Origin of the sequence: Formosa sejongensis (genome assembly GCF_033447105.1) — a bacterium.
Classification (GTDB): Bacteria; Bacteroidota; Bacteroidia; order Flavobacteriales; family Flavobacteriaceae; genus Formosa.
In genome coordinates, this window is sequence record NZ_JAWQUN010000009.1 from 130121 (window position 1) to 144137 (window position 14017).

Here is a 14017-nt window from a genome sequence, read left to right on the forward strand (position 1 = left end):
TCACGTAATTCGCATTAAATATTTAAGAAAACAAAAACAACAAAAAAAAATGAAAAAAAATCTAATGACCCTAATGTTTGCTGCTGCTACTATAGTATTTGCAGCATCATGTTCTAGTGATGATGACAATTCATCATCTACTTGTACAGACGGAATTCAAAATGGTAATGAAACTGGAATTGATTGCGGTGGAACTTGTGAGCCTTGTGAAAACAATGAATTAATAGGAGATATTGATGGAGTAATAACTTTAGACGCTTCAATAGAATATGAATTAACTGGAGCTTTAGTAGTACAAAACGGCGGTGTGTTAAACATTCCTGCAGGTACAGTTATTAAAGCTGAAGGTGGTACTGCTTCTTATATTGGTGTTGCTCAAGGTGGAAAAATAAACGTGAATGGTACGGCTACTAATCCTGTAGTTATGACTTCTGGAGCAGATAGCCCAGCTGCTGGTAACTGGGGAGGTTTAATTATTTGTGGTAATGCACCAACAAATAAAGGTGTGTCTGTAACTTCTGAAGTAGGTGATTTAACTTACGGTGGTACTGATGTTAACGACAATTCTGGTTCTATTAGATATTTAAGAGTAGAATATACTGGAGCAACTTACTCTAACGATAAAGAATTTAACGGTGTTTCTCTTTTCGGTGTGGGTGCTGGTACAACTTTCGAATATGTGCAGTCTTTCAACGGTGGAGATGATGGTATCGAATTTTTTGGAGGTACTGTAGAAGGTAACCACTTAGTATCTGTTAACAGTGGAGATGACTCTATTGACTTTGCAGATGGATGGCAAGGTACAGGTAACTACTGGTATATTGCTGGTGGTGCTAAAGCTGGAATCGAAGGTTCTAACAACGGAGATGACGGAAATGCTGCTCCTGTTACTACAGTAACATTATCTAACATAACAGTTGTTGGTCCTGTAACTGAAGGTGCTCTTTTCTACAAAGAAGGTGGTGGAAACTTTACAATAGACAACTTCTACGTATCAGATGCTGACTTAGTAGTAAAAGTTACTGCTTCAGATGTTGCTGCTGCTGCAAGAATTCAGGCTGGTGATTTAGTTATCAATAACGTACAAATAGCTGATGCTCCTGAAAATTTCGAATTTACTGATTACACAGGTGCTAATCAATCATTCTATACTGAAGGTATAAATTCTGGTGCTGGTAATGGTGCTGATGCTCCTGACTGGGCTGCTGGTTGGACTAGAGGTTTAGACAATAGTGGAACTTCTACTGAAAACTTAGCTGGTGAAGTAACAACAGAAGTATCTTTAAAAGCTGATGTAACCTATTTATTAACAGGCTCTTTAGTTGTATTAAACGGTGGAACTTTAAACATCCCTGCTGGAACAAGAATTGAAGCTACTGGTGGTACTGCTGCTTATATTGGAGTTGCTCAAGGTGGAAAAATTAATGTTAACGGTGAAGCAGACAACCCTGTTGTAATGACTTCTGGTGAAGCTAATCCTGTTGCTGGTAACTGGGGAGGTTTAATTATCTGTGGTAATGCACCAACAAATAAAGGTGTATCTGTAACTTCTGAAGTAGGAGATCTTATTTATGGTGGTACTGATGTTAACGACAATTCAGGTTCTATTAGATATTTAAGAGTAGAATATACTGGAGCAACTTACTCTAACGATAAAGAATTCAATGGTGTATCTTTATTCGGTGTGGGTGCTGGAACAACTTTCGAATATGTACAATCTTTAAACGGTGGTGATGACGGAATTGAATTCTTTGGTGGTACTGTTGAAGGTAACTACTTAGTATCTATTAACAGTGGAGATGACTCTGTAGATTTTGCTGATGGATGGCAAGGTACAGGTTCTAACTGGTACATTAAAGGTGGTGCTAAAGCTGGAATCGAAGGATCTAATAATGGTGACAACGGAAACGCTGAACCTGTTACAACTGTAACATTATCTAACATAACAGTTGTTGGACCTGTAACTGAAGGTGCTCTTTTTTACAAAGAAGGTGGTGGAAACTTCACAATAAGTAACTTCTACACTTCTGGAGTTAATCTAGGAGTTAAAGTAACGGCTTCTGATGCTGCTGCTGCTGCTAGAATTGAGGCTGGAGATCTTAAAATTACAAACATCGAGTTTGCTGATAAAGCTGAAGGTTTCTCTGTAACTGATTACACAGGTGCTAACCAATCATTCTATACTGAAGGTACTACAACTGGTGCTGGAAACGGAGCAAATGCTCCTGAATGGGCTGCTGGTTGGACTGCTGGACTATAAGACTTATTATTTCTTACACATATAAAAAAAGCATCCTTCACAGGATGCTTTTTTGTTTGATAATTATTTTAGTTTAATTATTACCGGCTAGCTTAGATTTGTTATTCCACTCGCTAACACTTGCGATAGCGTTGTTAGAATAATCTACTTCCTTAAGAGTATCATCATTCCAGAAAAACCATTTTCCAACTTTTTCTCCTTTGTTATAGTTAGCAGATGCTATTTTTTTACCATCAGCATCAAACTGCTTCCACTCTCCTTGTAATTTTCCATCTAAAGTATAAAACCCAGTCTGACTAATTGCTCCATTTTCATGGAAATAAGTAGCCTCTATTAATTGAGTTCCTTCGTTAATTTTTAAATCTCTACTATCTTGCGCAAATGACACAACTGACATTAATAATGCAAGTACAAATATTATTTTCGTTTTCATCTTCTTTGGGTATTTCTTATTTATACTTCAAAGATAACGAATTATTAACGTTTAGACAATCATTTGGTAACATTAATTTAACATTGGATCGTATTTTGTTGATTTTTAATTCATTGTAATGTAAAGACCCTGAAATAACACTTAATAGTAACATAATAATATGTTCATGTACACATAAAGTTATTACCCGTAATTTGCATAAAATTCATATAATCTATTAGTTTTTGTCGACTATTTATCATGAACAAAGAACTGTCTTATTTTAAGGCAGTTCTTATTTTTTATACTAGTCTGCAATTAATTTTTTCAATGCTAAACCAGATGACACACATCTGTAAATAACTGTTTAACAGTATGTATAGTGAAATATATTAAAAAACACCAGAACATCACTTTTAACTATTTTATTAATCGGTCTTTTTAAAGTCAGTAAAAAAAGTTAAGGTTTTAAAATTAATTCCATTATTATCATCCAAAAAAGACCAGTTTTTAAACTGTACTATTAGTTACTTTATAAAAACTAAATACTATTTAACGTAGCGTTCATTTTCATACATTTCTAATTTAAAATAAAAAACAGTATCTTTTCTTTCTGAAAGAAAACACTAAACCTAATTAAAGCCAAAACCACATTTTAAATCATTAATCAAATTCAATTTGATTGCTAGATATCTAAAAATAAAGAGTGTAAAAATGATATCACTAATGATACTTTAATAAATAAAGTTAAAGTCTAAAAAATCATCAAAACAAATATTAATTTGAAACTTTCATGAACACAGGCAACTTGAATTCACGGTCTCTTTTTTTCTTCAATTTTAATTCTAAATCATAACATTAACGTAACGTATCAGTCGGAAACACTATAGATATTTGCAATCAATTTCAGATTAAACAATGGAGAATATATATTTATTGATGATAGTTGCTTTAGCCTTTTTAGCTATTGCAGATTTGGTCGTTGGAGTTAGTAATGATGCCGTTAATTTTTTAAACTCAGCTATAGGTTCTAAAGCTGTTTCTTTTAAAACTATTATGATTGTTGCCAGTTTGGGTGTAGCTATTGGTGCTGTATTTTCAAGCGGTATGATGGAGGTGGCTAGAAAAGGTATTTTTAACCCTGGAGAATTCATGTTCAGCGAGATCATGATTATTTTCATGGCCGTAATGATTACAGATATTTTATTGCTAGATTTTTTTAATACTATAGGTATGCCTACCTCTACAACGGTATCTATTGTATTCGAACTATTAGGAGCATCTGTAGCTATAGCACTAATTAAAATAGGAAATGAAGGCGGGAGTTTTTCTGACTTAATAAACTACATTAACACGTCTAAAGCCACACAAATTATATTCGGAATACTGCTCTCGGTTGTCATCGCCTTTTCTGTGGGCGCCATGGTACAGTGGGTAACACGTTTATTATTATCATATCATTTTGAGAAAAAAGCAAAATGGGTAGGTTCTCTTTTTGGAGGTATGGCAATTACTGCTATTTCTTACTTTATATTTATTAAAGGTATTGGAGGAACATCTTTTGCACAAGAAAGTTATCCTATTTTAGGAGGCATGACTATTAGCCACTACTTAGAAACTCAAGTGTTTTTAATTTTATTTATAAGTTTAATTTTTTGGAGTGTAATTGCTTACGTATATACTGCCGTTTTAAAATTCGACATTTACAAACTTATTATATTAGTGGGAACCTTTGCTTTGGCACTGGCGTTTGCTGGTAACGACTTAGTAAACTTTATTGGGGTACCAATAGCTGCTTGGCAATCTTACCAAGAATGGTCTATTTCTGGTGTACCAGCCGATCAATTTAGTATGGAAATTTTAGCAGAATCTGTTAAAACACCTACTCTTATGTTGTTTATTGCAGGTATGGTTATGGTTGCTACGTTATGGTTTTCTAGCAAAGCAAAAGCCGTTGTAAAAACATCTATAGATTTATCTTCAGGACAAAGCGATACTAAAGAACGTTTTCAACCAAACTTCTTATCACGTGGTTTTGTAAGAACAGCAGTAGGAATTTCTGACATATTAAGTTATTTAATTCCAAATAGCGCACAAGAAAAAATTGATAGACGATTTGAAAAACCAATAATAGCACTTAATAGAGACAAAAAATACGAATTACCTGCTTTCGATATGGTTCGTGCTGCAGTAAACCTTATGGTTGCGAGTGTGCTTATTTCGATTGCAACATCTATGAAATTACCATTATCTACTACTTATGTAACCTTTATGGTTGCGATGGGTACCTCTTTAGCAGATAGAGCTTGGGGTGCAGAAAGTGCAGTATATCGTGTTGCCGGCGTTTTAAACGTAATTGGAGGTTGGTTTTTTACTGCGATAATAGCATTTGTATCTGCTGCTACTATAGCGTATTTAATTAACTTACATGTACCTTCTATGGTTGGTATATTACTTTTAATAGCGATATTTTTATTAGCCAGAAATTATATTATAACGAACAAGAAGAATAAAGAGCTTAAAGCCGAAGGTCAGTTAATTCGTGCAGAAAGCAGCTCAATTCAAGGTGTTATTCACGAAAGTGCACACAACATATCTTTAGCGATTAAACGTGTAAATAAAATATATACTGGTGCAATTAACGGTCTATCTAAACAAGATTTAATAGCCTTAAAACAGAATAAGAAACAAGTTGATAAACTATCTAATGAAATTGATGAATTAAGAGACAACATTTTCTACTTCATTAAAAACTTAGACGAATCTAGTGTTGCTGCCAGTAACTTCTACATCAATATTTTAGGTTACTTACAAGATATGTCTCAATCTTTAGAATACATTTCTAAGGTAAGCTACAAACACGTTAACAACAATCATAAAAAACTTAAATTCAATCAGATAAAAGAATTAAAGCAGATTGATAAGTTACTAGAAGAATTATTTGCAAATACACAAGCAGCTTTCGAACACCGATCTTTTGAAGAAATTGGAAATATATTAAGTACTAAAAACTTACTATTTATCGAGATTACCGATAAAATTCAGAAACAAGTTGAACGTACTAGAACTGAAGAAGTAAGTCCTAAAAACACAACTTTATACTTTAGTTTATTATTAGAAACCAAGGATCTATTAACAGCTACAATGAATTTACTAGAAGAATATTATCATGCTCACGACAGCTCGGTTGCTATTCCTAAAATCATGAAACAAGAGGAAGAAGGCGAAGAATAATCTAAACCATTTTTAACACAAAACAAAGCCGTTTATTTATGTAAACGGCTTTGTTGTTTCTAGAGTTTATCTAATCTTGAATTGGCGACACCTAATTATTAAAGGATTAAATAATGATTCAGAGTCACTTTCCTAAAAAGCGTGTACATTCAGCTTTATTACTTTAAACTGCTTTCTATTCAATTTTTGATATTCAGGAGTTTTTGACATCACTTTAGTCCACTCATTTCCCAATTAAATCTACCCTGTTTTAGCAGGCATTTGGTTATTTTAGAATCTCTTTGTATACCATGTATAGGATTGATTAGCGATTTTATAAAAAATTCAAAATGAACCTCTTTATCAAATTAGAGTTTAAAATAAGAATAGTTTTTTTTGGAGTACGGTTGCTAAGCCCAATGCTGTCTGATGCACTATTACCTATAAGTATTAGCATATCTCTATTTCGGGATGTAATATTTTATAGAAACAAAAAAGAGAGCCCTAAATGCTCTCTTTTTTTTCCAATAATTAACTAAACTAACTAAATATTTTATAGATATTTTTCATGTTTTCGTATTATATTACATTTCAAATATCAGCAAAATCCTAAATTTTTAAACTCAAATTGTGTAGTTGGTCGTTAAAAATGTATAATTAGCAAAAAAACTACACGATAAATAAATTATTAAAAATTACTTTTACGTAATTACAATAATACTATACATTTATATTAATATTTTCACACATATGCTAAAAGCTGTTATTGTTGACGATGAACCTAAAGCTATACAAAGTCTTACCTGGGAATTGAGCAACTTTAAAGAAGACATACACGTTATAAAAACATTTACAACTCCTGAAGAAGCTATTTTATATCTTAACAGCACACCTCCAGATTGTTTGTTTCTAGACATACAGATGCCAACCATGGATGGATTTCAGTTCTTAGACAAATTAAATAATCGCGATTTTGCCGTTGTTATTACCACAGCTTATAACGAATACGGAATAAAAGCACTTAAGAAAGAAGCGATAGATTATTTACTTAAACCAATAGATTCCGATGATTTAAGGGAAACTATTTATAAAATAAAAAAACACAATTCTAAATTTAACAATTCAACACAAATTGAACAGGTACTTTCTGAATTCAACAATAAATTTAACACCCAACGGATTACGATAAATACAGATGGAAAATTAATATTTGTTGATATAGACGATATTTTGTTCGTAGAATCTGATGGGAATTATAGTACCATCTTTTTAATTGAGAATCAAAAAATAGTATTAACAAAGAAGTTGAAAGAAGTAAATGCCATTTTGCCGAAACATTTCTTCTTTAGAATACATAATTCTTACATTGTAAACCTTAATAAAATAAAAGAATATATTAAAAATGATGGTTATGTTGTTATGCAATCTAACCACAAAATACCAGTGGCTAGACAACGAAAATCAGATTTCTTAGAGAAACTATAACATGCAAAAGACCACAACTAATGTTCTTCCCATTAAAATAAAATCGCTTCAATTTTTTATATTGATTGCGATGCTTCTATGTGTTAAGATTTCTACAGGTCAAAATCCATTTTCAGACTCCCTTTATATTGAACGTGTAAAAACTAGTTTGGAAGAAAGACCAGATAGTTACAGTACACTGGAAACCATCTTTTATAAAGATAAAAGAGACAGCTTAAAAATGATTTATTTAAAAAATCAAGCTATTATAAATCAGTATTCTGAAGCCAAAAGTTACGCGTTAAATGCGCTTGGTACTATTTATAGAAACAAGTCTTTATACGAGAAAGCTATAGATTACCATAAACAAGCTATAGAAGCAGCTATTGATGCGAATAACAATGTACTTCACACCATTGCACTAAACTCTATTGGAGTCGCTTATAGACGTATGGATTTAGTAAAACCAGCATTGGACTACCATAAAGAAGCCTACGATTTGGCTGTAAAGCAAAATAAAATAAATCCCGATCCAGATTTAGAGCATAGTATGGCAATTTCTAGAAACAGTATGGGAAACATCTATCTTGTATTAAAGCAATACGATTTAGCGCTTAAACAGTTCGAAAAATCTTTACTTATAGAGAAAGAAACCAAAAACAAACTTGGTCTAGCCATAAACTATCAAAATATTGGTTTTGCTTTAGAACATAAAGGCAATTTAAATCAAGCCTTGGTTAATTACAAAATTTCGCTCGATTACAACGCACAAATGAATTCGGAAATTGGTCGTGTCATTTGTAACAATGCCATTACTCAAATCTATATAAAACAGGAAAAATACGAGGATGCACTTACATTAATTTCCGAAACTTTAAACGACGCAAAAGCAGTAGGAGACCAATATTATTTAGCAAAAACCTATATTAATTTAGGATGGGCTCAAGAAAGACTAAACTTAGATGAGGATGCAGAAACCAATTTAAAAAACGCACTTCAAATCTCGAAAGCATTCGATTTAAAAACATTCACTTCGGAAGCACTTTTACATTTATCTGATATTTATACTGAAACAGAAAACTATAAAGATGCACTTCAGTTTTACAAAGAAAGTAAAGAGATTGAAAACAGTGTAACTAACGACCGTAACCTGAATTATGTAAATGATTTAATTATTAAATACGAACACGAATTTAAAAATAATCAGATACAAGAATTAGCCGACGAAAATGAAATTGTACGGCACAAATTAGAGCGAAATAAAAAGTTATTTTGGTATACAGCCATTCTAATTTCGTTGTTCACAACTATGATTATTATTATCATTAGACATCGCCAAGTTAAGCAAGAAAAGCAAATTATTACGCTTGAGCAGGACATGCTACGCAGCCAAATGAATCCGCATTTTATTTTTAATTCCTTAAATTCAATCAAGCTTTACATTATAAATAACGACAAAGAAAAAGCTGTTCATTACCTTAATAAATTTTCAAAATTAATTCGAAAAATTCTAATCGCTTCAACAGAGAAAGAAATGACTTTAGAAGACGAATTAGACACAATGAAACTATATATAAATATTGAGAATATTAGGTTTGAGAATGAAATCCTATTTGAAATTAACGTTGATGAGGGTATAAATACAGCCAATATAAAAGTACCATCACTTATTTTACAGCCGTTCTTAGAGAATGCTCTTTGGCACGGTTTATCATCAAAAAAACATGACAAAAGAATAGATTTACACGTTTTTAAAGACTCTGTAGATTATATAAATATTAGCATTACAGATAATGGAATTGGCAGAGAGGAAGCAGAAAAAATTAATAGTTTAAAACTATTAAAACGAAAATCTGTCGGAATTGCGATTACAAAAGCACGTTTAGCGAATTTCTCTAAACGCTATTCTAACGATTATAAATTTATTTTTGAAGATTTATATAACGACAAAAACAGACCCAAAGGCACGAAAGTTATCTTACAAATTCCAGTTCCTAATTATTCGAAAAAGTAGGTTATTTATAAGATTCAGCCACTTTTTCTAGTTCCATATACCAGTCTTCCCCAAATTTTCTAATTAAAGCTTCTTTTACAAACTTATATACAGGCACTCCTAATTCTTTTCCTAAGGTACATGCATCGTCGCATATTTCCCAACGGTCGTAATTTACAGCAGAAAATTCGGTAAAATCCTTAACACGAACTGGATATAAATGACAAGATACTGGTTTTTTCCAAGTTACTTCTCCCTGGTTGTAGGCTTCTTCAATTGCACAAAGCGCAGTCCCTTTGTTATCGAAAATAACATAGGCGCAATCGGCACCATCGATTAGTGGCGTTTCAAAATCACCAAAATCTGTGGTAATATAAGTCCCTTGAGCTTCAATGGCATCAATACTTTTCTGCCTTAAAAAAGGTTTTACTTTAGGATAAATATCTTCAAGTATTTTAATTTCTTCCTTTTCTAACGGCGCTCCAGCATCGCCATCTATACAACAAGCGCCTTTACACGCTGATAAATTACAGAGAAAATCTTTCTCTATTATTTCTTCTGATACTATGGTTTTTCCTATTTGAAACATGCTGCAAAAATAGGTAAACTTTATATTTAATTATTATAGATAGTCTTTTTAATCTACTACTTTTGCGCAAAAAATTAAAATCAACAAGTAGAACTATGCAATTCAATTTTAAAGAAATATTTACAGCGTTCATGATTCTTTTTGCTGTAATAGATATTATAGGTAACATACCTATTATCATTGATTTACGTAAAAAAATGGGACAAATTCAAAGTGAAAAAGCTTCACTTATTGCAGGCCTTATTTTAATTGTATTCTTATTTTTAGGGAATAGCATTCTAAAATTAATTGGAATAGATGTAAACTCCTTTGCAGTTGCAGGGTCTTTTATCTTATTCTTTATTGCTTTAGAAATGATTCTAGGCATCACGTTATACAAGCAAGAAGAGCAAACGGCTGTTACAGCTACTGTTTTTCCTTTAGCCTTTCCATTAATTGCGGGACCTGGAAGTTTAACAACTTTACTTTCGCTAAGAGCAGAATTTAGAACAGAAAACATTATTGTTGCTGTACTCTTAAATGTCGTGCTTATTTATATTGTGCTTAAAACATCTTCTAGTATAGAACGTTTAATTGGGCAAAACGGTATAAATATTATTCGTAAAGTTTTTGGTGTTATATTGCTTGCAATTGCAGTAAAATTATTTGCTCACAACATTAAAGCCTTATTTATTTAATATGAAAATATTCTCTATCATCTTATCGGTAATAGCCATTGCACTTATTATTTTCAACCTGACGCAAATCAATTTCGATGCGCCTTTTGGAGACGAAAGCATTGTAGGTTTCATTACAATTATGGCGTTATTATGCGCTATAGTATTGCTTCTTATTTTAAATACATCTAAAAGTATTGAAGACAAGTTTAAAAATAGAAGGAAGTAGAATTTAGAATAAAACTAAGCAGCGGCATTAAATTAGTTAATGCTGCTCGCTTATTTTAATAACCTCTTTAAGCATATCGTCGTTAAAATTAAAGACTTCTGTATAGGCTCCTGTTCCAAACAATTGGTCGGCTATTGTAGCTTTTATATATTGTTTAACCTCATCTTGATAAGATGCAAAGTTAATACTGGACTGGGTACGTATATTTAAATACTCTTGAAATTTCGCTACTAGATCGTCGCTTGTTTCAAAATTTTCTATAAAATCTTGTCTCGAATAATCGTCGAAAACATGTCTGTCTTTTTCTAATTCTTCAAAAATAAAATAGCGTATAAAACCACGTTGTTCTAAAAACATCAGCGTTTCATTTTGCTTATCGGTATTTAAAGGCACAAATACATCTGGGATAATTCCACCACCACCATACACAACCTTTCCTTTAGGTGTTGTGAATTTTAAAGAATCTGAAACTTTTATTTTACTCGGATCTAAGAGTTCTCCACTTTCTAAGCGTTCGAAATATTCGTCATAATAATCTTTATTTCCATGGCTGTAAGACCGTTGTATAGAACGACCTGTAGGTGTATAGTATCTAGACACCGTTAAACGCACAGCACTACCATCTCCCAATTCCATTTCGCGCTGCACTAAACCTTTACCGTAAGAGCGACGACCTACAATAGTCCCTTTATCGTTATCTTGTAAAGCCCCTGCAACGATCTCGCTTGCCGATGCCGAGTTTTCATTGATTAAAACATATACTTCTCCTGTTTCAAAATCGCCTTTATCTGTCGCAAAGCTTTTATCGACATTACCGCTCTTATTTTTCGTAAATAAAATCAGTTTTTCATCCTCTAAAAACTCATCAACTATCTGTTCTGCAACAGCTAAGAAACCTCCAGGATTATCGCGTAAATCTAGAGTGATTTCTGTAGCTCCTTTCGATTTTAAATCCAGCAATGCTTTTTTAAATTCTTTATAAGTAGACTCCGCGAAACGATTCACCTTAATGTAACCTAAAGTGTTGGTAAGCATATAACTGGCGTCGACACTTTTAATTGGAATAATATCGCGAGCAACATCGAAATCTAAAATCTGATTGGTCTCTTTTCTAAATATTTTTAACCGAACCTTAGAATACACTGGCCCTTTTAAACGATGTACAATATCTAAATCTTCTAGATGTTTCCCAAATAGAGAATCTCCATCTGCGTAAATAATACGATCGCCACCAAGTATTCCTGCCTTATCACTTGGCCCATCGTCTACCGTTCTAATTACGGTAACGGTATCCTTATATGTATAAAAATGAACGCCTATCCCTACAAAATCGCCTTTCATATTTTCCGAAACACGCTCCATATCCTCTTTAGGAATATAAACCGAATGTGGATCTAGGTTTTGAAGAATACCATTTACAGTAACATCTACAATACTATCGGTATTTACATCGTCTACATATTCGTAATCTATATAATCTATAAGGCGGTTTAATTTCTCCTTTTTACTATTAGATGTGAATAGTCTATCGGAAGAATCAGAAAAATTTAACTTACCTCCAATATATATTCCGGCCGCTACTGCAGCTCCAATAATAAGAGGTAGATATATTTTTTTTAATACCATTATGCCGATAAATCTTCGATATATTCTATTTGTATGCCTGCTTTTTCTAAAAAATCTAATCCAGAATCGTCCTTGTAATGTTGACAATACACCACTCTAACAATACCTGCTTGGTGAATTAATTTGCTACATTCTTTGCAAGGTGAAAGTGTGATATATAAAGTGGCACCTTTACAAGATTGAGTTGAAGCTGCTACTTTAAGAATCGCATTTGCTTCGGCATGTAACACATACCATTTGGTATAACCTTCTTCGTCTTCGCAGTAATTATCGAAACCTGTTGGAGTCCCGTTAAACCCATCAGAAATAATCATTCTATCTTTTACAATAACTGCTCCGACTTGTTTGCGTTCGCAAAACGATAATTTCCCCCACTCTCTAGCTATTCGTAAATAAGCTTTGTCGTACTTAAGCTGCTTTTTTTTCGGCATTAAAACTTTTTAAATTTTTTCTAAATTCCTTCTGAATAAAAAACAGACTTGAAATTATAACATCTTTTTCCTTTATCATAAAGAATCCGTTAACGAAGATAGTCCGTTAGGGTTTTAATTACAATGGCAAACCGTTAAATTTTTGAGAAAACTTTTGATTTTTAAGCGATTAATTCGTTTTCTAAAATCATTGGAATAACCAAGCCAATTACGATAGATGATATTACTAAAACCCAATCGCGTTTGGAGAATCTGAAAACGGTTTGCATAATAAAACTAATAAACAACACAACGAATACAATAATAATTTGTGCAGCTTCAATCCCTAGTGCAAATTCTAATAATGGCAATAGTTTATTACTCGCTCCTCCTACCAATAAATGAAACTCTCTAGCAAATCCTAAACCGTGAATAATTCCAAAAAATAAGGCTGAAAAGAACAGCACTCCCACTCCTTTCTGTATGGTTTTACCTGCCGTAAATATATTATAAACAGCCATTATAAAAATGGTTATCGGAATTAAAAACTCGACCAATACACCATTAATTTTAACCACATTATAGGCCGCTAAAATTAAAGAAATAGTATGCCCAAGTGTAAATAAAGACACCAGTATTAAAACGCGTTTCCAATCTTTAAAAACATAAGACACCGTTAAAACCAATAGAAACAATACATGATCGTAGCCATTAATATCTAATACATGATTAATACCATATTGAACATAAAAAAGGAAATCGTCTAGCATCGTTTTAGGGTTTGGAGAATTATAAATAAAGAAATTTTCGATCGTAAAATTAAGAAAAAGAAATCACTCAAAGCTGCGATACAATGTTATTAATATGACTGATTTCGACACGACTAGTAAGGTCCTGATTATTAACCAAAAAAAAGGCTTCGAGTTAATGCAATACAGTTTACACCAACTTGAAGTTCATTAATTATTATACTGCTTTTTTTGGTCGGTTTTAAAAAATCACAAAAGAAACCATGAGTGATCTTAAAAAAAGTAGACTGAAAACTGAACCACTATGGACTACAAGTCCATAGGTTCGGGCTCGTGACTGAAAGTCACCCCATGATCATTTCTCAATTATAAAATTTGTGATATTCCCATCGTCCGGTCTACGATGATGCTCCAAA

Annotated in this window: 11 protein-coding genes; 6 read left to right on the top strand and 5 right to left on the bottom strand. The window is 32.5% G+C overall.

Annotation, left to right across the window (positions count from 1 at the left end; genetic code table 11):
* The first annotated feature begins 49 nt into the window (after window positions 1-49).
* A complete protein-coding gene (locus R6X41_RS10895) occupies window positions 50-2260 on the top strand; it encodes a hypothetical protein (protein ID WP_318500172.1) in 2211 nt (736 codons plus the stop codon).
* 73 nt (window positions 2261-2333) lie between these two features.
* Here R6X41_RS10895 and R6X41_RS10900 read toward each other — a convergent pair whose 3' ends face one another.
* Window positions 2334-2693 (bottom strand): toxin-antitoxin system YwqK family antitoxin, encoded by a 360-nt coding sequence (locus tag R6X41_RS10900; protein ID WP_318500173.1) that lies wholly within the window; start codon window positions 2691-2693, stop codon window positions 2334-2336.
* An 897-nt stretch (window positions 2694-3590) separates the two neighbouring features.
* On the opposite strand from R6X41_RS10900, the gene R6X41_RS10905 reads away from it, so the two are divergent.
* From R6X41_RS10905 to R6X41_RS10915, 3 genes are all read left to right on the top strand, one after another.
* Window positions 3591-5906: an inorganic phosphate transporter gene (locus R6X41_RS10905; RefSeq protein ID WP_318500174.1), complete on the top strand. Its 2316-nt coding sequence runs from the start codon at window positions 3591-3593 to the stop codon at window positions 5904-5906.
* A gap of 729 nt (window positions 5907-6635) precedes the next feature.
* Complete coding sequence (locus tag R6X41_RS10910) at window positions 6636-7370, top strand: LytR/AlgR family response regulator transcription factor (protein WP_318500176.1); 735 nt, start codon at window positions 6636-6638, stop codon at window positions 7368-7370.
* 1 nt (window position 7371) lies between these two features.
* The gene (locus tag R6X41_RS10915) at window positions 7372-9363 is read left to right on the top strand and encodes a tetratricopeptide repeat-containing sensor histidine kinase (RefSeq protein WP_318500178.1); all 1992 of its coding nucleotides are present in this window, start codon (window positions 7372-7374) and stop codon (window positions 9361-9363) included.
* A gap of 1 nt (window position 9364) precedes the next feature.
* Here R6X41_RS10915 and R6X41_RS10920 read toward each other — a convergent pair whose 3' ends face one another.
* The gene (locus tag R6X41_RS10920; protein WP_318500180.1) at window positions 9365-9931 is read right to left on the bottom strand and encodes a DUF3109 family protein; all 567 of its coding nucleotides are present in this window, start codon (window positions 9929-9931) and stop codon (window positions 9365-9367) included.
* Window positions 9932-10026: 95 nt separating this feature from the next.
* On the opposite strand from R6X41_RS10920, the gene R6X41_RS10925 reads away from it, so the two are divergent.
* Window positions 10027-10608 (top strand): MarC family protein, encoded by a 582-nt coding sequence (locus R6X41_RS10925; RefSeq protein WP_318500182.1) that lies wholly within the window; start codon window positions 10027-10029, stop codon window positions 10606-10608.
* A 1-nt stretch (window position 10609) separates the two neighbouring features.
* Window positions 10610-10816 (top strand): hypothetical protein, encoded by a 207-nt coding sequence (locus R6X41_RS10930; RefSeq protein WP_318500184.1) that lies wholly within the window; start codon window positions 10610-10612, stop codon window positions 10814-10816.
* A 36-nt stretch (window positions 10817-10852) separates the two neighbouring features.
* Here R6X41_RS10930 and R6X41_RS10935 read toward each other — a convergent pair whose 3' ends face one another.
* The 3 genes from R6X41_RS10935 to R6X41_RS10945 all read right to left on the bottom strand — a co-directional run bounded on the left by R6X41_RS10935 (window position 10853) and on the right by R6X41_RS10945 (window position 13622).
* The gene (locus R6X41_RS10935; RefSeq protein ID WP_318500186.1) at window positions 10853-12442 is read right to left on the bottom strand and encodes a S41 family peptidase; all 1590 of its coding nucleotides are present in this window, start codon (window positions 12440-12442) and stop codon (window positions 10853-10855) included.
* Window positions 12442-12873 carry a deoxycytidylate deaminase gene (locus R6X41_RS10940; protein WP_318500187.1) on the bottom strand — a complete coding sequence of 144 codons (432 nt, stop codon included), beginning with the start codon at window positions 12871-12873 and terminating at the stop codon, window positions 12442-12444. The genes R6X41_RS10935 and R6X41_RS10940 overlap by 1 nt, the downstream gene beginning before the upstream one ends.
* Before the next feature lie 161 nt (window positions 12874-13034).
* Window positions 13035-13622, bottom strand: a complete 588-nt coding sequence (locus R6X41_RS10945; RefSeq protein WP_318500189.1) for a HupE/UreJ family protein — start codon at window positions 13620-13622, stop codon at window positions 13035-13037.
* Window positions 13623-14017 lie beyond the last annotated feature (395 nt).

Coding starts and splice junctions, on each gene's coding strand:
- R6X41_RS10900 (WP_318500173.1), bottom strand. CDS start 2,693: ATGAAAACGAAAATAATATTTGTACTTGCATTATTAATGTCAGTTGTG.
- R6X41_RS10930 (WP_318500184.1), top strand. CDS start 10,610: ATGAAAATATTCTCTATCATCTTATCGGTAATAGCCATTGCACTTATT.
- R6X41_RS10905 (WP_318500174.1), top strand. CDS start 3,591: ATGGAGAATATATATTTATTGATGATAGTTGCTTTAGCCTTTTTAGCT.
- R6X41_RS10945 (WP_318500189.1), bottom strand. CDS start 13,622: ATGCTAGACGATTTCCTTTTTTATGTTCAATATGGTATTAATCATGTA.
- R6X41_RS10895 (WP_318500172.1), top strand. CDS start 50: ATGAAAAAAAATCTAATGACCCTAATGTTTGCTGCTGCTACTATAGTA.
- R6X41_RS10915 (WP_318500178.1), top strand. CDS start 7,372: ATGCAAAAGACCACAACTAATGTTCTTCCCATTAAAATAAAATCGCTT.
- R6X41_RS10920 (WP_318500180.1), bottom strand. CDS start 9,931: ATGTTTCAAATAGGAAAAACCATAGTATCAGAAGAAATAATAGAGAAA.
- R6X41_RS10910 (WP_318500176.1), top strand. CDS start 6,636: ATGCTAAAAGCTGTTATTGTTGACGATGAACCTAAAGCTATACAAAGT.
- R6X41_RS10940 (WP_318500187.1), bottom strand. CDS start 12,873: ATGCCGAAAAAAAAGCAGCTTAAGTACGACAAAGCTTATTTACGAATA.
- R6X41_RS10935 (WP_318500186.1), bottom strand. CDS start 12,442: ATGGTATTAAAAAAAATATATCTACCTCTTATTATTGGAGCTGCAGTA.
- R6X41_RS10925 (WP_318500182.1), top strand. CDS start 10,027: ATGCAATTCAATTTTAAAGAAATATTTACAGCGTTCATGATTCTTTTT.